This is a genomic window from Devosia sp. (assembly GCF_030689745.1).
Taxonomy (GTDB): Bacteria; Pseudomonadota; Alphaproteobacteria; order Rhizobiales; family Devosiaceae; genus Devosia; species Devosia alba.
On record NZ_JAUYGL010000012.1, the window covers coordinates 1 to 17,622 of the forward strand.

20 protein-coding genes are annotated in these 17,622 nt (G+C 62.7%); 16 read left to right on the forward strand and 4 right to left on the reverse strand.

Translation table 11 applies throughout. The features are described from left to right. Window positions 1-770, reverse strand: a 770-nt coding sequence (locus tag Q8O80_RS01020; RefSeq protein ID WP_305575998.1) for an autotransporter-associated beta strand repeat-containing protein, incomplete at its 3' end; no start/stop codon positions are given. Window positions 771-1,583: 813 nt separating this feature from the next. Between Q8O80_RS01020 and Q8O80_RS01025 the strand changes: the two genes are divergently transcribed. From Q8O80_RS01025 to arsH, 10 genes are all read left to right on the forward strand, one after another. Beyond that, window positions 1,584-3,074, forward strand: coding sequence for a carboxypeptidase M32 (locus Q8O80_RS01025; RefSeq protein WP_305576000.1), 1,491 nt, complete (start codon window positions 1,584-1,586; stop codon window positions 3,072-3,074). 329 nt (window positions 3,075-3,403) lie between these two features. Further along, entirely contained in the window at window positions 3,404-5,011 is a 1,608-nt protein-coding gene (locus Q8O80_RS01030) for an ABC-F family ATP-binding cassette domain-containing protein (RefSeq protein WP_305576002.1), read from the forward strand. 94 nt (window positions 5,012-5,105) lie between these two features. Further along, window positions 5,106-5,537, forward strand: a complete 432-nt coding sequence (locus Q8O80_RS01035) for a curlin (protein WP_305576004.1) — start codon at window positions 5,106-5,108, stop codon at window positions 5,535-5,537. A gap of 62 nt (window positions 5,538-5,599) precedes the next feature. Next, entirely contained in the window at window positions 5,600-5,983 is a 384-nt protein-coding gene (gene csgH, locus Q8O80_RS01040; protein ID WP_305576006.1) for a curli-like amyloid fiber formation chaperone CsgH, read from the forward strand. Window positions 5,984-6,105: 122 nt separating this feature from the next. Next, window positions 6,106-6,561: a curlin gene (locus Q8O80_RS01045; protein ID WP_305576009.1), complete on the forward strand. Its 456-nt coding sequence runs from the start codon at window positions 6,106-6,108 to the stop codon at window positions 6,559-6,561. Between the two features lie 93 nt (window positions 6,562-6,654). Then, window positions 6,655-7,011, forward strand: a complete 357-nt coding sequence (locus Q8O80_RS01050; RefSeq protein ID WP_305576011.1) for a helix-turn-helix transcriptional regulator — start codon at window positions 6,655-6,657, stop codon at window positions 7,009-7,011. Then, on the forward strand, window positions 7,004-7,528 hold the full coding sequence (locus Q8O80_RS01055; RefSeq protein WP_305576013.1) for an arsenate reductase ArsC: 525 nt from the start codon (window positions 7,004-7,006) through the stop codon (window positions 7,526-7,528). Before Q8O80_RS01050 ends, Q8O80_RS01055 begins: the two co-directional genes overlap by 8 nt. A gap of 3 nt (window positions 7,529-7,531) precedes the next feature. Beyond that, window positions 7,532-8,590 (forward strand): ACR3 family arsenite efflux transporter, encoded by a 1,059-nt coding sequence (arsB, locus tag Q8O80_RS01060; RefSeq protein WP_305576015.1) that lies wholly within the window; start codon window positions 7,532-7,534, stop codon window positions 8,588-8,590. After that, complete coding sequence (arsC, locus tag Q8O80_RS01065; protein ID WP_305576017.1) at window positions 8,587-9,009, forward strand: arsenate reductase (glutaredoxin); 423 nt, start codon at window positions 8,587-8,589, stop codon at window positions 9,007-9,009. The genes arsB and arsC overlap by 4 nt, the downstream gene beginning before the upstream one ends. Continuing rightward, window positions 9,002-9,709 carry an arsenical resistance protein ArsH gene (gene arsH / locus Q8O80_RS01070; protein WP_305576020.1) on the forward strand — a complete coding sequence of 236 codons (708 nt, stop codon included), beginning with the start codon at window positions 9,002-9,004 and terminating at the stop codon, window positions 9,707-9,709. The genes arsC and arsH overlap by 8 nt, the downstream gene beginning before the upstream one ends. Window positions 9,710-9,792: 83 nt before the next feature. Here arsH and dksA read toward each other — a convergent pair whose 3' ends face one another. Together dksA and Q8O80_RS01080 are read right to left on the reverse strand one after the other, a co-directional pair. Then, window positions 9,793-10,212, reverse strand: a complete 420-nt coding sequence (gene dksA, locus Q8O80_RS01075; RefSeq protein WP_305576022.1) for an RNA polymerase-binding protein DksA — start codon at window positions 10,210-10,212, stop codon at window positions 9,793-9,795. Window positions 10,213-10,365: 153 nt separating this feature from the next. Continuing rightward, complete coding sequence (locus Q8O80_RS01080; RefSeq protein WP_305576024.1) at window positions 10,366-10,785, reverse strand: flagellar assembly protein FliX; 420 nt, start codon at window positions 10,783-10,785, stop codon at window positions 10,366-10,368. Window positions 10,786-11,031: 246 nt separating this feature from the next. Here Q8O80_RS01080 and Q8O80_RS01085 point away from each other — a divergent pair, with 246 nt between their 5' ends. From Q8O80_RS01085 to Q8O80_RS01095, 3 genes are read left to right on the forward strand one after another with little or no spacing between them, the layout of a single operon-like run. Further along, window positions 11,032-12,156, forward strand: coding sequence for a flagellar basal body P-ring protein FlgI (locus Q8O80_RS01085; RefSeq protein WP_371136068.1), 1,125 nt, complete (start codon window positions 11,032-11,034; stop codon window positions 12,154-12,156). Continuing rightward, complete coding sequence (locus Q8O80_RS01090; RefSeq protein WP_305576026.1) at window positions 12,156-12,497, forward strand: rod-binding protein; 342 nt, start codon at window positions 12,156-12,158, stop codon at window positions 12,495-12,497. Before Q8O80_RS01085 ends, Q8O80_RS01090 begins: the two co-directional genes overlap by 1 nt. Beyond that, window positions 12,494-12,961, forward strand: a complete 468-nt coding sequence (locus Q8O80_RS01095; protein ID WP_305576028.1) for a flagellar protein FlgN — start codon at window positions 12,494-12,496, stop codon at window positions 12,959-12,961. The genes Q8O80_RS01090 and Q8O80_RS01095 overlap by 4 nt, the downstream gene beginning before the upstream one ends. Here the strand turns inward: Q8O80_RS01095 and Q8O80_RS01100 are convergent. Then, window positions 12,945-13,067, reverse strand: a complete 123-nt coding sequence (locus tag Q8O80_RS01100) for a hypothetical protein (protein ID WP_305576030.1) — start codon at window positions 13,065-13,067, stop codon at window positions 12,945-12,947. The genes Q8O80_RS01095 and Q8O80_RS01100 overlap by 17 nt on opposite strands. On the opposite strand from Q8O80_RS01100, the gene Q8O80_RS01105 reads away from it, so the two are divergent. The 3 genes from Q8O80_RS01105 to Q8O80_RS01115 all read left to right on the forward strand — a co-directional run bounded on the left by Q8O80_RS01105 (window position 13,066) and on the right by Q8O80_RS01115 (window position 17,514). Then, on the forward strand, window positions 13,066-13,407 hold the full coding sequence (locus tag Q8O80_RS01105) for a hypothetical protein (RefSeq protein ID WP_305576032.1): 342 nt from the start codon (window positions 13,066-13,068) through the stop codon (window positions 13,405-13,407). The genes Q8O80_RS01100 and Q8O80_RS01105 overlap by 2 nt on opposite strands. Window positions 13,408-13,678: 271 nt before the next feature. Then, window positions 13,679-15,475 (forward strand): flagellin, encoded by a 1,797-nt coding sequence (locus Q8O80_RS01110; protein ID WP_305576034.1) that lies wholly within the window; start codon window positions 13,679-13,681, stop codon window positions 15,473-15,475. 263 nt (window positions 15,476-15,738) lie between these two features. After that, the gene (locus Q8O80_RS01115) at window positions 15,739-17,514 is read left to right on the forward strand and encodes a flagellin (protein WP_305576036.1); all 1,776 of its coding nucleotides are present in this window, start codon (window positions 15,739-15,741) and stop codon (window positions 17,512-17,514) included. Window positions 17,515-17,622 lie beyond the last annotated feature (108 nt).

A 17,622-nucleotide genomic window follows, 5' to 3' on the forward strand; every position in this document is an offset into this window, starting at 1 on the left:
TTGAATATCAGCGTCCCCGCATTGGCGACGGGGCCGGTGATAGTGCCTTCGGTGCCGCCATTGCCGATCTGCAGAGTGCCACCGTTGATTGTCGTTCCGCCGGTATGAGCAGCGTTGCCGGTCAAGATCAGCGTACCAGCCCCGGACTTTGTCACAACACCGGTGCCGCTGATATTGCCGCCGAATGTCGAGGTGTCACTGTGGTCAAACGCCAGGGTGCCGGAATTGGCAACATTGCCCAGTATGGTGCCTGCGGCGCCGCCCTCTCCGACCTGCAGGATGCCGGAACTGGAACTGGTCAATGCGCCGTTCCAGGTCCCGATATTGACGATCGTGCCTGTATTGGCCAGCACATCACCATTCCAGGTTCCGGTATTAAGGATGGTGCCGGCATTGGTCTGGACATCGCCGTTCCAAATGCTCTCGGCATAATAGTTGGAAATATAGTCATCATTGCTGACTATATTGCCCTCCCATCGTCCGCCATTGAATATGTCGTCGGCATTGGACCAGATATCTCCGATCCATATGCCCTCCAGATCGTAATTATCGATAACGGAGCTGTTACTGTGGATATTACCGATCCAGATACTGGTGTCCGCATTGACGATGGTGCCCGTGTTTTCCCATATATCACCGTTCCAAGTGCTGTTTAACCGAGATTCGATGTAGTCGTTATTGAGCTCAACATTTCCGCACCAGTCACCGCCCTCCTGTTTTAACACGCTATTATTGACCAGCACGTGTTCGATACGCTGAGGTCGTGCCATATCGCCACTCACGGCTGCCGACTGCGGTGCGCTCGAGGTGCACGTTTGTGCCCGCGCGCCGTGGACGCCTGAGAATAGGGCAGTGCCAGCGATGCCCACCAATAGTGCAATGAGCAGGGGTGTCGGAGTGCGGAATTGTGCAGGCAATACGGGCAGTTGCTTGAAAGATGGCACGAAAACACCGCACTTTGAACGAATCGGCGGCGACTTTGTGGTCAGCAGTCCATCGTGGCAATGCCGAAAAGCCGTGGAGGGCATTTTGCCCTGTATGGTAATAGTATGTCGCCAGCTTTTAACACGCGGCGATAATGACATTGATGACGTGCCTCACTGGGCGCTCAGTGTATCAAGTGTCCGCTTGTCCAATTTCGCCACCAAAAGCCGCCAGTCCCCTTCCCACCCCATTTTTGACATGCAGCAGGCCTTCACCTTGCCCCTGCCTGCATATGGGAAGGAGCGATGGCAATCCTGGCTGATTTATCCCCGCCCCTCGAACCGCGCGCATACTCTGCCCATCACCCCGCATGGGCGGCCTGCAGGCGAACAGTGGCGGGGTGAGCCGGGTGTGGTCTTTGCCTGCCGCACAGGTTCCAGTCCGGCCGTGTGGGGGCGAGCGATCCCCGTGCCGCCGTACAGTTCCAAAAACCGGCGCCCCGAGGCGGTTTCGTCTCACTATTTTTACTTTACCAGAGGCGAAAGCCGTCTCGGGGTCCGCTCGCTTGTGACAACCGCATTTCAGGCGGCGCCTTGGCGTGCTTGCCCCTCGCCGCCAGCTATGGAACACCTTGGTCCTGTTCTGTTCGGAGTCTGACCTTGTCCTTCCAAAAACTCGACGATCTTGGCCGCAAACTCGAATCGCTGGAACATGCCCTCTCCATTCTGGGCGCTGACGAGGCCACCCACATGGCGGTCGGTGGCGGCGAAAAGCGGGCCGAAGCCATGGCCAATCTGGCCGGCATGTATCACGCCCAGGCCACCGCGCCCGAGATCGCCGACTGGATCGAGGCCGCCCGCCCCGAAACCGAAGACCAGACCCTGGCGCTGGCCGAATTCCGGCGCCAATACATCAACGCCACCTGCCTGCCCACCGAATTTGTCGAGCGCCGCACTGCCGCCACCATGCGTTCCGAACAGCTCTGGCGCGAGCTGCGTCCCAAGGGCGATTGGGACAGCTTCCTGCCGGCGCTGGAAGGCGTCGTTGCCCTGGTGCGCGAAGAGGCCCAGCTGCGCGCCGACGCGCTGGGGCTGGCCCCCTATGACGCGCTGATGGATCAGTATGACCCCGGCAACCGCACCGCCGATCTCGACCCGGTCTTCGCCGATCTCAAGAGCTTCCTCACCGGCTTCGTGCCGCAGGCGCTCGACGCCCAGGAGGCCCGCCTCGCCAGACGCCCGCGCAAGCCGCTGAACGGCCCCTACCCGATTGATAGGCAGCGCGAACTGGGCCTGGCCGCCATGCGCGCCGTCGGCTTTGATTTCACCCATGGCTCGCTCGCCGTCTCGCACCACCCCTTCTGCGGCGGCGTGCCCACCGATGTGCGCATGACCACGCGCTATCGCACCGACGAGTTCCTCAGCGCGCTGATGGGCGTACTGCACGAAACCGGCCACGCGCTTTACGAGCAGGGCCTGCCCAAGGCCTGGTCGCACTGGCCGCTGGGCAAGGCACGCGGCATGGGCATCCATGAAAGCCAGAGCCTGTTCGTGGAAATGCAGCTCGCCCGCAGCCCCGAATTCTGGGAATTCGCCCTGCCGCTGGTGCACCTGCATCTGGGCGAGGACGCCATCCCCGGCTGGCAAACCGCCGATATCCTGAGCGAGGTGAACTTCGTCCAGCGCGGCTATATCCGCGTCGACGCCGACGAGGTCACCTACCCGCTGCACGTCATCCTGCGCTACGAACTGGAGCAGGATCTGGTCGCGGGCCAGCTCGAGGCCAGCCAGATCCCCGAGGCCTGGGACGCCAAGATGACCCAGTATCTCGGCCTCTCCACCATCAACGACCCCAAGGACGGCCCGATGCAGGACGTGCACTGGCCCGGTGGCGCCTTTGGCTATTTCCCCAGCTACACCCTGGGCGCCATGATCGCCGCCCAGCAATGGGCCGCGCTGGAAAAGGCCCAGCCCAACCTGCGCGCAGACATCGCCAGGGGCGATTTCACCGGCGTCAATCAGTGGCGGGCCGAGCATATCTGGAGCCAGGGATCGCGCTGGTCGACCCCCGAACTGATCACCAAAGCGACGGGTCAGCCCCTCAACGCCGACATCTTCAAGGCTCATCTGAAGGCGAGGTACTTGGCGTAAGTCTGGATGTTTCAGTCGACACCCTCCCCCTTGCGGGGAGGGATCAAGGGTGGGGGTGGTTTGGCCCGAATATCGGGGCTCACAACACCCCCTCCCAACCTCCCCATCCAGGGGAGGGAGGCGCCAGTTCCGATGCCAGTGCTCATCGCCTCCCTCCCCTTGCGGGGAGGGATCAAGGGTGGGGTGACGGGCTGAACACCGGATACCCAAACTTGACATCCTGGCCCCGCTGCCTATCTTCCCATCACCCGCAGCACTGACCGGACGGTACCCCATGGATAGCACGATGACCGACTGCCTCGCCCGCATCGCTCATCTGGAATCCGTCCATGCCCGTCTCCGTTTCCCTGCACCAGCTCTCCTGGTCCACGCCCGATAACCAGCCGCTTTTCACCGATCTCGAGCTCTCCTTCGGCCCCGGCCGCACCGGGCTGATCGGCCGCAACGGCACGGGCAAATCCACCCTGCTCCGCCTCATTGCCGGACTTGTCCCCCCCGCCGCCGGATCGGTTACCCTTGCCGGAACACTCGGCATGCTGGAGCAATCGGTACAAGTGGAACATGACGCGACCGTCGCCGACCATCTTGGGGTTTCCCAGGCCATGGCTTTGCTCGACCGGCTCGAACAGGGCCGGGGCAGCGTCGAGGATGCCGGCGAGGCGGACTGGTCCCTGCCTGGCCGCATCCAGGCGGCGCTGCAGCAGGTCGGCCTGCCCGAATTCGCCCCCGACCGGCGCCTCGATACGCTCAGCGGCGGCCAGCGCACCCGCCTGTCGCTGGCCCGGCTGATCCTGGCCCAGCCCGATATCATCCTGCTCGACGAGCCGACCAACAATCTCGACGCCGATGGCCGCGAGGCCGTGGCCAACCTGCTGCGGGACTGGCGTGGCGCCGCCATCGTGGTCAGCCATGACCGCGCTTTGCTGCGCGAAATGGACGCCATTGTCGAACTGACCAGCCTGGGCGCCCGCACCTATGGCGGCAACTGGGATCTCTACGCCGAACGCAAGGCACTGGAGTTGGCCGCGGCCGAGCACGATCTGGCCAGTTCGGAACGCAAAATTGCCGAGATCGACCGCAAGCTGCAGGCCGTGGCCGAGAAAAAGGCACGCAAGGACGGCGCGGGCAAGCGCAAGGCGGCCAAGGGTGACATCCCCCGCATCATGCTGGGCGGCATGAAGGAGAATGCCGAAAATACCAGTGGCGAAGGCGCCCGCCTCGCCGACCGCCTGCGCAGCCAGGCCGCCGAGGCCGCCAGTGCCGCCCGCGCTCGGGTGGAAGTGCTCACGCCGTTGACCGTGACCCTGACCCCCACCGGTCTGCCCCAGGGCCGCACCGTGCTGCAGGCCGATACGCTCAGCGGGGGTCCCGATCCGCTCGGCCCAGTCATCCGCGATTTTTCCCTGCATCTGGCCGGGCCCGAGCGCGTCGCCATTACCGGCCCCAATGGCGCGGGCAAGACCAGCCTGCTGCGCCTGCTCACCGGCGACCTGCCGCCCGTGTCCGGCACCGCCCGCATCCACCTGGCTTTTGCCCTGCTTGACCAGACCGTCAGCCTGCTCGATCCGGCCCTGAGCATTCGCGACAATTTCCGCGCCCTCAATCCCGCAGCCGACGAAAACACCTGCCGCTCGGCTCTGGCCCGCTTCATGTTTCGCGCCGATGCGGCGCTGCAGCGCGTCGGCACGCTCAGCGGGGGCGAGACCTTGCGGGCGGGTCTCGCCTGCACCATTGGCGGCAATGCCCCGCCGCAACTGCTGATCCTGGACGAACCGACCAACCATCTCGACATCGAGACCATTGCCCAGGTCGAAGCCGGGCTGCGCGGCTACGATGGCGCCCTGCTGGTGGTCAGCCATGACGCGGCTTTTCTCGACGCCATCGGCATTACCCGCACCATCGCTCTGGGCCCTGCCCCCATCCTGAACCCAGGCTGAATTGCGGGTTCAGGCTCGGTTCGACGGCACGGGTCTATCTCTGGGTCATCGGCAAGAAGCGCTTCGCAGGAAGTGCAGCCAGCAGGAGAGACCCATGCAGCGCACCATCGTCACCACCGCAATCGCCGCCATCATCGCCATCACCGCCCTGCCCGCCATGGCCAATGACGTCTTGATCGACCAGTCCGGCTACAGCCACAGCGCCGGCGGCAGCCAGACCGGCTGGTACAACCGCCTCGGCGTGCAGCAGAGCGGCAGCTGGAACACTGCCACCGGCCGCCAGACCGGCGACCGCAATATTGGCGCCATTGGCCAGCAAGGTCGCTACAACCGGGCCGAAACCATCCAGCGCGGCAATCGCAACGCCGCCGGCATCGGCCAGTTCGGCGACAACCACAACGCGATCATCAGCCAGGACGGCAATGGCAACATCACCGCTGGCGTGCAGGTGGGCAATGGCTGCAACGCCAATGTCGTCCAGGGCGGCAGTGGCAATGTCACCGCCTTCGTCCAGGTCTGCGACTAATCCCCGTCACCGCAGCTGACACTACAATGCCAGCCAGCCGCATTCACCAGGAGGATATGCCAATGACCTCGTTCACCCGGGCCCTGCCCCTGCTCCTTGGCCTCGGCATGGTGGCCGGCGCTGCATCCGCCGGCATGGCCAATGCCGACACCCCCGCGCCCCGCTGCACCATTGTCGAGCACACTCAGAATGGCATGCGCAGCATCGAGGGCTCCGTGCTGAGCCCCAGGGCAGTCACCGGCGAGTATCGCCTTGCCATCAAGACCCGCACAAACGGCAATTCGTCCAGCGTCAGCCAGGGTGGGGTCTTTGCCGCACCCGCCGATGAGCCGGTCTCGGTCGGCCAGGTAATGATCAATGCCGAGGCCCGCTACAGCGTGGATTTTTCCATCGCCGTGGGCGGCCAGACCATCGAGTGCGCCCAGCCCGACGCGCGCTTCACCTGAGGCGCCGCCGCTTGGCGCCGGCTGAACCGGAAATGAAGGCACCGCTCCAAACCGGTTCAGCCAGCCTCCTTCAATCTCTGTCCACTGCCTGCAAAGCATCAGCGTCAAACGGGAGAAACGCCATGACCACAAGCATGACCACCAGCAAGACCACCAGCATCACCACCAAACTGCTCAAGCTATTCGTTCCCGCTGCTACCGCCCTGGTCATTGGCGTGGCCGGCATGACCACACCGGCCACCGCTGGCGGCCAGTTCACCTTCAGCTATGCCCCCCAGGGCAGCGAGCAGCAGCAGGTGCTTAGTCTGGGCCTGTTGGCGCTCTCGCTGGTCAATGGCGTGTCCGATCCCGGTGCCAATGTGCGCCAGCACGGCAGCTTCAACAGCGCAGGGGTCAATCAGGGTGGGCGCAACAATAGCGGCCTGATCGTGCAGGAGGGCAATGGCCATCACGGCACCATCGAACAGCGCGGCGACAACAACAATTGCGCCCTGCTGCAGTTCGGCGAAAACACCCATGGTCAATGCGCCCAGTTCGGCAACAATCAGACCGGCCTGACCACCGTCTTCGGTTTTTGATCAGCGCCGCGGCAACACACCAGCGGGGCCAGCCGGCCCCGTTTGGCGTTTCAGGGCTTTACAGCCGCTCAATCCATCGATAAATCTCGATATATGGAATCCAATCAGGCTATCGACGTCTTCGCCGCCCTCTCCCAGGCCACCCGTCTCGACGCCTTCCGGCTTGTCATGGCCCATGAGCCGCAGGGCCTGCCCGCCGGCGAGATCGCCCGTCATCTCGACGTACCGCAAAACACCATGTCGACCCATCTGGCCATCCTGACCCGCGCCGGTCTGATCGAGGCCGAGCGCCAGGGCCGCTCCATCGTTTATCGTGCCGTGATTGAGCGCGTGCGCGAGATAACGAACTTCCTGGTGCAGGATTGCTGCGGCGGCCGCCCCGAACTGTGCGACCCGCTGATTGCCGATATCACCCCCTGTTGCAGCCCCAAGGAAGCGCACCATGCCTGATCGCGTCTACAATGTCCTGTTCCTGTGCACCGGCAATTCGGCCCGTTCCATCATCGGCGAGGCCTTGATGAACAACCTCCCTGATGGCCGCTTTCGCGCCCATTCTGCGGGGTCCACGCCCAAGGGAGAAGTGCACCCCCTGACGCTGGAAACCCTCGCCAAGGCCGGTATTGCCACCTACGGCCTACGCTCAAAATCCTGGGACGAGTTCGCGACCCCAGACGCGCCAGACCTGGATTTCGTTTTCACCGTCTGTGACAACGCCGCTGGCGAGGCCTGCCCGCTCTGGCCCGGCAAGCCCATCACCGCCCATTGGGGCATCAGCGATCCTGCCGCTGAAGCCGGCACCGCGTTCAAGCAACGCGCGGCTTTCGAAGACACCCTGCGATTTATGCGCAACCGCATCAACGCCTTTGCAAGCCTGCCGCTGGCCTCGATTGATCGGATGACGCTAAAGTCCCGGCTCGCTGACATCGGCGCCATGCCGGGCGCCACCGGCAACCAGGAAACCGCCTAGATCATGTCCATTTTTGAACGCTATCTCTCCGTTTGGGTGGGCCTCGCCATCATTGCCGGCATTGCCCTGGGGCAGTTTCTGCCCGGCGTCTTCTCCGGCCTGGCAGCCCTCGAAATCGCCCAGGTCAATCTGCCGGTCGCGGTCCTGATCTGGGCCATGGTTTACCCCATGATGATCGCCGTCGATCTCGGCAGCCTGCACCGCATTGCCGAACAGCCCAAGGGCCTGGTGGTGACGCTGGTCGTCAATTGGCTGATCAAGCCCTTCACCATGGCCGTGCTGGGGGTCTTCTTCTTCAAGAGCGTGTTCGCCGACTGGATTCCAGCTGCCGACGCCGAGGGCTATATTGCCGGGCTGATCCTGCTGGGGGCGGCGCCCTGCACCGCCATGGTATTTGTCTGGTCCCAACTGACCCGCGGCGACGCCAACTACACCCTGGCCCAGGTCAGCGTAAACGATCTGGTCATGGTGTTTGCCTATGCCCCGATTGTCGCACTGCTGCTGGGCGTTACCGATATTCCGGTGCCCTGGGGCACGCTCATCCTGTCGGTCCTGCTCTATGTCGTGGTGCCGCTGGCCGCCGGCGTACTGACCCGCCGCTATCTCCTGGGCAGCGATGGCAACACCACCCGGCTTGACGGCTTTATCGCCAGGCTCAAGCCCGCCTCGATGGTCGGCCTGCTCGCCACCGTCGTGCTGCTGTTCGGCTTCCAGGGCAATGTCATCCTGGCCCAGCCGCTGATCATCGCCCTGATCGCGGTGCCCCTGCTGATCCAGTCCTATGGCATTTTCGCCATTGCCTATGCCGCTGCCTGGGCACTGCGGATCCCGCACCGCATCGCCGCCCCCTGCGCCATGATCGGCACCTCCAACTTTTTCGAACTGGCCGTGGCGGTGGCCATCAGCCTCTATGGATTGTCCTCGCCCGCCGCGCTGGCAACGGTTGTCGGCGTGCTGGTCGAAGTGCCCGTCATGCTCTCGCTTGTGGCCCTGGCCAACCGCACCCGCACGGCCTTTGACGACAATGCCGCCAGAAACCAGAAGGAAAAGCCGGCCCAATGACCGTCACCATCTATCACAATCCCGACTGCGGCACCTCGCGCAATACCCTGGCCATGATCCGCCAGTCCGGCGTCGAGCCGAAGGTCATCGACTATCGCGCCAACCCTCCATCGCGCGCCCGCCTCGAGCAGTTGATCGCCGATGCCGGCCTTTCCGTGCGCCAGGCGATCCGGCAGAAGGATACGCCCTATGCCGAGCTGGGCCTCGATGACCCTGCCCTCTCCGATGACGCCCTGCTCGACGCCATGCTGGCCCATCCCATCCTGATCAACCGGCCCTTCGTCGAGACGCCGCGCGGCGTCCGGCTCTGCCGCCCCTCCGAAGCGGTGCTCGATATACTGCAGAACCCCGAGATCGGGCCGTTCACCAAGGAAGACGGCGAAGTCATCATCGACGCCGGGGGCCGGCGCCTTGTCTGATCTCCCCAATATCGTTGACGCCGCCTTTGCCATCCCCGACCTGACCCGGCTCTCGGAACGTCCCGCCGGTCACAAGCCGCGCATCCTCATGCTCTATGGCTCCTTGCGCGAGCGCTCCTATAGCCGCCTGCTGACCTTTGAGGCCCAACGCCTGCTCGAAGCCTTTGGCGCCGAAGTCAGAATCTTCCACGCCAACGGCCTGCCCCTGCCCAATGACGCCCCCGAGGATCATCCCAAGGTGCAGGAACTGCGCCAATTGATGCTGTGGTCAGAAGGCCAGGTCTGGACCAGCCCGGAGCGGCACGGCGCCATGAGTGCGGTGCTCAAGGCCCAGATCGACTGGATTCCCCTGCCCGGCGGCGCCATCCGGCCGACCCAGGGCCGCACGCTCGCCTTGATGCAGGTGTCGGGCGGCTCGCAATCCTTCAATGCCGTCAACCAGATGCGCATTCTCGGCCGCTGGATGCGCATGCTCACCATTCCCAACCAGTCCTCGGTCGCCAAGGCCTGGCAGGAATTCGACGCCGACGGGCGCATGAAGCCATCATCCTATTATGATCGGGTAGTCGATGTGATGGAGGAACTGGTCAAGTTCACCCTGCTCAATCGTGGCAATGCCGATTACCTGACCGCGCGCTACAGCGAGCGCAAACAGGCGCTCCTCAGCGCGCGCGAACCAGTCGATGCCAGCGCGGTCTGATTTCCCTGGCGCAATGGGCCGCGCAAGCGCCGTTAACGAAACAGGCCCGCATCGCTGCGGGCCTGTTGCAAGTTTGGTGCGCTCTATTCGTCGCGATAGACCTTTTCACGACGCTCGTGCAATTCCTGGGCTTCCAGGCTCAGCGTCGCAATGGGTCGCGCATCGAGGCGCGCCAGACCGATCGGATCGCCAGTCTCCTCGCAATAGCCGTAGCTGCCGTCTTCCAGCCGCTTCAGCGCCGAATCAATTTTGGCAATCAGCTTGCGCTGACGATCGCGCGTCCGCAGTTCCAGTGACCGGTCACTCTCCGAACTGGCCCGATCAGCCATGTCCGGATGGTTCTGGTTCTCTTCCTGCAGACTATCCAGCGTCCCCCGGCTTTCGCGCAGAATATCGTCCTTCCACGCGTTCAGCTTGGCTCGAAAATATTCCCGCTGGCGCGGATTCATGAACGGCTCGTCGTCACTGGGCCGGTATTCAATCACTTCAGCAATCGAAGACATCAGCAGACTCAACTCCAATGTGCCCTTTAGGCGGACTGTATATGCGTGCGAGCGCCCCCCCGCAAGCGCACAAATTTACCGGTGATTAACATGTGATTTCGCCTGCGTGTCAGTCCCATAGGCGCTTATCGACAACATTTTGATGAATGTCGCTCACAGCGCGGGATAGCGGCCCAGCTTGGCGAGCTCGACCCGCACCCGCAGGTCGATGTCGTCCAGCACCGCGTCGAGCGCCGGCTCGGAGCGCTCCCGCAGCTGGCTCAGCATCGTCGTCAGGGCGTCGAGCCGTTCCGCGCTCACCTGCCCCACCAGCAGGTCGGCCTTGATTTCGTCCAGCGCGTCGAGCAGCGCCCGACCGCGGCGCAACGCCTTCTTCTTGCCCTCCAGCGGTCCGCCGACCGCCTGCAGCGCCAGGATCGCCTCAATGCCCGTCGTGCTGGCCACCGGCGCCGCACCGGCAACACGGCTCGGGCCATCGACACCAGCCGGCACAAAGTCCGCCCGGGCGCCGGCGCGTCCCGAAGCCCCGGCCTTGCCGGTGCCCGAAGTGCGATTATGGGTGTCGATGCGCAACAGCTGGACTCAATTCAGTTCACTTCCTACCGGCAAAATCTGCCGCAGACCCTTAACAAGGCCTTAACGCACCCGGCAAGAAATGCAGGGCCAAGCCCGCTCAGCCCCCGATCAATCCCGATATTACCAGAAAAAATCTTTACTATCAAAGGCGTAGCCTGCCCAATTCAAACTGGCACAGTTTTCGCAATGTGATCCCCGAATGCCGCACCATGGGGATGGCGCGGCCCGAATACGGGGACGATAATGACCAGACCATGGATGCACAGACTGATCGCTGCGGCACTATGCGCCGTGTTGACGCTCATGCCTGCCCTCAATGCCCATGCGGCGGCGGCCCGGATCAAGGACATCGTCAACTTCGAAGGCGTGCGCGACAACCAGTTGGTCGGCTACGGCCTTGTGGTTGGCCTCAACGGCACCGGCGACAGCCTCAACAACTCCCCCTTCACCAAGCAGTCCCTGCAATCCATGCTCGAACGGCTCGGCGTCAACACCGCCGGCGAAAACGTCCGCACCGCCAATGTCGCCGCCGTCATGGTCACCGCCAATTTGCCGGCCTTTGGCACCCAGGGCTCCCGCATGGATGTCTCGGTTGCCGCGCTCGGTGATAGCGACAGCCTGCAGGGCGGCACCTTGCTGGTAACCCCCCTGCTCGCCGCCGATGGCGACGTCTACGCCATCGCCCAAGGCCCGGTGCTGATCAACGGCTTCAGCGCCGGCGGTGACGCGGCCAGCATTGTCTCGGGTGTCCCCACCACCGGTCGCATCGCCTCAGGCGGCCTGATCGAGCGCGAGATCGATTTCCAGCTCGGCGCCCAAACCTCGCTGCGCCTGGCGCTGCGCAACCCCGACCTGACCACCGCCCGCCGCATTGCCATGGCGGTCAATGATTTCATTGGCGCACCCACCGCCACCCCCGAAGACCCCGCCACCGTGCGTGTCACCCTGCCGCCCGGCTTCAACGGCAATATTGTCGACCTGCTCACCGACATCGAACAGTTGATGGTGGAAACCGACCAGACCGCCAAGATCGTCATCGACGAAAACTCCGGCATCATTGTCATGGGCAAGGATGTGCGCGTCTCCAGCGTTGCCGTCGCCCAGTCCAATCTGACGGTCACCATCGCGGAAAACCCCGAAGTGGTGCAGCCCCTGCCCTTCGCCAATGGTCAGACGGCGGTCGAGCCCAACACCACCATCAACGCCAATCTCTCCGATACCGCGCTCTCTGTCGTCAATGAATCCGTGACCCTGCAGCAACTGGTCGATGGTCTCAACGCCCTGGGCATCTCGCCGCGCGATCTCATCGCCATCCTGCAGGCCATCAAGGCCACCGGGGCCCTGCAAGCCGAAATCGAGGTGATGTGATGCCGGCGCTGAACCAGATCACCAGCGCTGACCGCGCCGGTTCCAGCCTCACCCCCGCGCAAACCGCCCGGGTCTGGCAGCAGGCCGAAGAATACGAGGGCGTTTTCCTCAATACCCTGACCCGGCAGCTGTTCTCCAGCATCAAGACCGACAAGGACGCCATGGGTGGCGGCTTTGGTGAGGAAACATGGCGCTCCATGCAGGCCGAACAGCTTGCCGGCACCATGGCCCAGAACGGCGGCCTGGGCATTGCCGAACAATTACTGCCCGACCTGCTCGCCATGCAGGAAGCGGCCAATAACCAGAACAAGATCATGCCGACTATGGGAGCCTACAAGTGACCGCTGCAGCCCGCCTCAATGCCCTCGACACCCTGCCCGCCGACGAATTGTGCCAATTGGCCGCGACGGCTCTGGCCGCCCTGGTCGATGTCATGAACCAGGAAACCACCCTGCTCCGCGCCGGGCACCTCCGTCAGGCCAGCGTCCTGACGCCCGACAAGGCACGGCTGGCCCAGGACTATGTCGGCTTCGCCCGCTCCGTGCAGCGCCAGACCGAGCGGCTCAAGCGCGATGCCCCCCAGGCCATTGACCGCCTGCGACACGGCCACGAAGCCCTCGCCACCCAGATGGCGGAAAACCTGCGCGTCCTGGCCACGGCCCGCAACGTTACCGAAGACATCCTCACTGACGTCGCCCAGATTGTCGGCCAGCAGAACAAGGCCAGGGCCTACGGTCGCGCCGGCACGATAACAGCAGATCCGGCCAGCTCGGCGCGCGGCATCGCAGTCAATCGCGCGCTGTGATTTGTTCTTTATTTGATTTAACTGCGATAACCTGAAGTAATCGAAAACAAGAACCTTTGTCGCAACGCTGTCCGATGGTATTTTGCTGATGCAGGGACAGCGTCATGATCACTCCAGTAATGCCCGTCGCGGCCTTATCGGGTACTATCAATATTACGGAGCTCCGGCCGCGGCCCGCCGCCGCCGAGCGCCCGCTATTGGCTGACAGCACACCGGCAGTAGCAAGGACGCCCACCTCCAGCAGTAACGGTGAGTTTCCGCGCCAGCAGCCAGATCCCCGCCTGCAGCCCCAGCCACAACGGGACCGCAGTTCGACATTTGCGGCCGCCGTGATTGCCGGCGCCCTGTCGCCAACGCCCAAGACCATGGAACAGTTGATCGCGCGTATCGGCGCCAGCACCATCCCCGAGGAATCCCTGGCGCGCCTCAAGGATCTGATGGCCTGACGCAGCCGCAAACTCGACGACCGCAATAGGCCAACCCACCGCGGTTTTACGCCTCCAATGCGTTAACAAAACCTCACCAGGATCTCGCGCCGCCCCCCGCAATTCCCCGGATTCCGGGCGTTTTTCTATGACGGACGCGACCACGCCCCCTCAAAACTAGTCGTGATTTTCGTCCGCCACTTAACGCTTCTTTAGCGGCTCCCGGATGAAGGTGAGCGTGCCTCAGGAAGAGGCATCGTTGTTAGCGTATTCCCAGAAAAGGACTAGTAACATGGGTGATATTTCCCTTTCGAAAGCCGTTCGTTCGAACCTGCTTTCCCTCCAGAGCACCGCGACCATGATGGCCAAGACGCAGGAGCGTCTGTCCACCGGCAATAAGGTGAACTCTGCTCTCGACAACCCGACCAACTTTTTCACCGCTTCGGGCCTGAATTCCCGCGCCGGTGACATGGGCCAGCTGATGGACTCCATGGCCAATGGTATCCAGACCCTGGAAGCCGCTGACAATGGCCTGACCTCGATCACCAAGACCCTGGAATCGATGCAGTCTACCCTGCGTCAGGCTCGCCAGGACAAGTCGTTCCAGACCCAGTCGTTCTCGCTCGACGCGACGACGGTCGGCTCTGCTTCCGCCGAAGTATTGACCTTCAGTGGCGGCGCTTTTGACGGCAGTGCCACGACCAAGCTGCACAACTCGGCCAAGACCGGTAACAACGGCTTCGCTGGCACTGGCGGCACGGTCGGCATCAACGGCACCGTGACCATTCAGGCCGACAGCCTCAATGGCGGCACCGCCCTTTCGGTGGACGCCGTGAAGACCGATACGGCAGCGACCCTGGCCGCCAAGATCAATGACGAACTCAGCCAGGTTGGCAGCGGCAATGGCGGCGTCAACGCTTCAGTTGTCGATGGTCAGCTCAAGATCGTCAGCACCAAGGGTGAAAACCTGACCGTTGCCGGCACCGCCGCCCAGTATGTCGGCCACTCGGCCGCCGCAGCCACCACGCAAGCTGACTCCAGCCACACCGGCACTGGCGGCACTGCCGATCTGACGGCCGATCTGACTGCTCTGGCCGGCAAGACCATCACGCTGCGTTCCGGCGGCGCTTCGGTAGACTATACCTTTGCCGGCGCTGCTGATCAGAGCCCTGATTTGGTGGCCGCACTCAGTGCCGAGGGCTTCACCGTTACCGATGGTGCCGCCGGCCTTGACATCAGCCGCGCTGACTCTGCCGACTTCACCATTGAAACCAGTGACGCTGCGCTGGGTACCGCCATGGGCATTGGTGCTGTGACGAGCTTGGCCGTCACCAACGGTAACGTCGCTTCCGGTACGGTCACTACCATCTCCCAGGCAAACGAGGTGAAGACACTCGATCAGCTGGTGAGCGACATCAACGGCGATGCCGCTCTGCAGGGCAAGATCCGTGCCTCCAACGACAATGGCAAGGTGCGTATCGAAAACCTGAGCACCAAGGCTCTGGATATCGACGGCATCAACTCCTCGGGTGCCATCGATGGCGGTAGCACCGGCGCTGCCAAGATCCTCGGCAACAGCGTTCGCGCCGATCTGGCCGACCAGTTCAACGAACTGCGCGACCAGCTCGACAAGACCGCCGACGACGCCTCGTTCAACGGTATCAACCTGCTGCGCGGCGACAACCTGAAGATCACGTTCAACGAAACCGGAACGTCCTCGATCGACATCTCGACCAAGAACAGCGAGCAGGTCAACGCTGCCAACATGGGCGTGTTCGACATCAAGGCAGAAGACCTTGACAGCGATGCGACCATCGACCAGCTTCTGGGCGACCTCAAGAGCTCGCTGAACAGTGTGCGTTCGCAGTCGTCGGCCTTCGGTTCGAACCTGTCGATCGTGCAGAACCGTCAGGACTTCACCAAGAACATGATCAACACGCTGCAGACTGGCGGCGCCAATCTGACGCTGGCTGACATGAACGAAGAAGCCGCCAACCTGTTGGCCCTGCAGACCCGCCAGTCACTGTCGAGCTCTTCGCTCTCGCTGGCTTCGCAGGCTGACCAGTCGGTCCTCCAGCTGATCCGTTAATCGGTTCAAGCGACTCAAAGAATCGGAAAGGCGGGCTTCGGCCCGCCTTTTTTCGTTTCGGCGCTTCATCGGCAAATTTCATCCACCCCCGCCCTCCCCTGAACGGGGAAGAAAGCCCGGATTACCGGGCACCTCCAAGTTTATGGTTGATGAGATCTCAACCAGCATGGTTAACGCGGCGTTAGGATTTCATGCGTTAAGACTACGTCAACCTCAACTAGAGGCTTGCGCCGCCGGGTCGGCACCGTAGTGAAGGAACCATGATGTCCGATATTTCTCTTTCGAAGGCCGTTCGGTCGAACCTGCTTTCGCTCCAGGACACGGCACGGATGATGGGCCGCACCCAGGAGCGTCTGTCCACCGGCAACAAGGTGAATTCGGCGCTGGATAACCCGACCAATTTCTTCACCGCGTCCTCGCTGAACAGCCGAGCCGGCGATCTCAAGTCCCTGATGGACTCGATGGCCAACGGTATTCAGACGCTGGAAGCGGCGGATAACGGCCTGACCTCGATCACCAAGACGCTGGAATCGATGCAGTCGACACTGCGCCAGGCCCGCCAGGACAAGTCGTTCCAGACCGATTCCTTCTCGCTGGACCCCGAGACCATCGGCGTCGGTCTCGCCCGCAAGCTCGACTTCACCAATGGTGCCTTCGAAACACCCGGCAGCATCGACCTGCACAAGAATGTCGTTGTTGGGCAAAACGGTTTCGCCAATGGTGGCACAGCCGGCAAAGCCGGCACGGTGGAAATCACCACCCCCAGCCTTAACGGCGGCACCGCAATCACCGTGGCCTTCACCGCCGCCGACACCGTCGAGACCTTTGCCGCCAAGATCAATGCCCATATTGGGACCCTGGACGATAGTGGCGGCGTTAGCGCTCGCGTGTCCAATGGACAGCTCGAAATCGCCAGCGCCAAGGCTGAAGCCATCACCCTGGGCGGCACGGAACTCGAATATATCGGCCTAGGCGGCGCAGACGAAGCGGCAACGCCGGCAACCCGCGATGGTAGTGGCGCTGTCGCTGCGGGCGCCATTGGCGCCTTCTCTTTCACCATCAACGGGTTGACGGTCAATGTTGGCGCCGTCAACAACGTTGCGGCAACAGACAACGGCGACGACATCGTCGACCAGATCAACAATTCTTCTGCAGCGCAGGCCGCTGGCGTGGTTGCCGTCAACAACGCTGGCACAGTCGAGCTGTCCAACGCCGACGGCAAGAACTTCACGGTAAACGGCACCGGTCTCGGCACACTCAATATCACAGCCGGCGTCACCACTGATGGTATTCCGGCCTCTGGCACCGCAGTCCCGCCGGTCCCGGCCTTTGCAGTCAAGACCGTCGATGAACTGGTACGCGAGATCAATCGGGACACCGACCTCAAGTCCAAGATCCGCGCCAGCAACGACAATGGCAAGCTGCGCATGGAAAACCTGTCCACCCAGGACCTTGATGTCGCCGGCGTTACCTCGTCAGGCATCGTTGACGGCACCTCATTTGGTGCGGCCAAAATCGCTGGCAACTCCGTGCGCGGCGACCTGGCCGGGCAGTTCAACGAGCTGCGCGATCAGCTCGACAAGCTGGCCGACGACGCTTCGTTCAACGGTATCAACCTGTTGCGCGGCGACAATCTGAAGATCACCTTCAACGAAAACGGTACATCCTCGATCGATATCCAGTCCAAGAATGGCGATGCGCTGAGCGCCGCCAATCTCGGCCTGTACGACCTGGTCGCCAAGAACCTCGATGCAGACACCGACATCGACACCTTGCTCGGCGAAGTGAAAATGGCACTGGGCAATGTACGCTCCCAGGCGTCGTCCTTCGGGTATAATCTGTCGATCGTGCAGAACCGGCAGGATTTCACCAAGGAAATGGTCAATACGCTGCAGACTGGCGCCGCCAATCTGACACTGGCTGACATGAACGAAGAAGCCGCCAACCTGCTGGCCCTGCAGACCCGCCAGTCGCTGTCGTCCTCCTCGCTCTCGCTGGCCAGCCAGGCCGATCAGAGCGTGCTGCAGCTGCTGCAGTAAGATTGTTCGGGCAACGATCCAGTATGTAAGGCGGGCCATGGCCCGCCTTTATTGTTTTCGCCGCCATCACAGGCTAGACCAGTCTTTCCGATTGCGGAGTCGCGGAGA

Excerpts from the sequence above, each read along its gene's own strand:
- Q8O80_RS01030 (WP_305576002.1), top strand. The coding sequence starts at position 3,404 with ATGCCCGTCTCCGTTTCCCTGCACCAGCTCTCCTGGTCCACGCCCGAT.
- Q8O80_RS01035 (WP_305576004.1), top strand. The coding sequence starts at position 5,106 with ATGCAGCGCACCATCGTCACCACCGCAATCGCCGCCATCATCGCCATC.
- csgH (WP_305576006.1), top strand. The coding sequence starts at position 5,600 with ATGACCTCGTTCACCCGGGCCCTGCCCCTGCTCCTTGGCCTCGGCATG.
- Q8O80_RS01045 (WP_305576009.1), top strand. The coding sequence starts at position 6,106 with ATGACCACAAGCATGACCACCAGCAAGACCACCAGCATCACCACCAAA.
- Q8O80_RS01050 (WP_305576011.1), top strand. The coding sequence starts at position 6,655 with ATGGAATCCAATCAGGCTATCGACGTCTTCGCCGCCCTCTCCCAGGCC.
- Q8O80_RS01055 (WP_305576013.1), top strand. The coding sequence starts at position 7,004 with ATGCCTGATCGCGTCTACAATGTCCTGTTCCTGTGCACCGGCAATTCG.
- arsB (WP_305576015.1), top strand. The coding sequence starts at position 7,532 with ATGTCCATTTTTGAACGCTATCTCTCCGTTTGGGTGGGCCTCGCCATC.
- arsC (WP_305576017.1), top strand. The coding sequence starts at position 8,587 with ATGACCGTCACCATCTATCACAATCCCGACTGCGGCACCTCGCGCAAT.
- dksA (WP_305576022.1), bottom strand. The coding sequence starts at position 10,212 with ATGTCTTCGATTGCTGAAGTGATTGAATACCGGCCCAGTGACGACGAG.
- Q8O80_RS01085 (WP_371136068.1), top strand. The coding sequence starts at position 11,032 with ATGACCAGACCATGGATGCACAGACTGATCGCTGCGGCACTATGCGCC.
- Q8O80_RS01090 (WP_305576026.1), top strand. The coding sequence starts at position 12,156 with ATGCCGGCGCTGAACCAGATCACCAGCGCTGACCGCGCCGGTTCCAGC.
- Q8O80_RS01105 (WP_305576032.1), top strand. The coding sequence starts at position 13,066 with ATGATCACTCCAGTAATGCCCGTCGCGGCCTTATCGGGTACTATCAAT.
- Q8O80_RS01100 (WP_305576030.1), bottom strand. The coding sequence starts at position 13,067 with ATGACGCTGTCCCTGCATCAGCAAAATACCATCGGACAGCGTTGCGAC.
- Q8O80_RS01110 (WP_305576034.1), top strand. The coding sequence starts at position 13,679 with ATGGGTGATATTTCCCTTTCGAAAGCCGTTCGTTCGAACCTGCTTTCC.
- Q8O80_RS01115 (WP_305576036.1), top strand. The coding sequence starts at position 15,739 with ATGTCCGATATTTCTCTTTCGAAGGCCGTTCGGTCGAACCTGCTTTCG.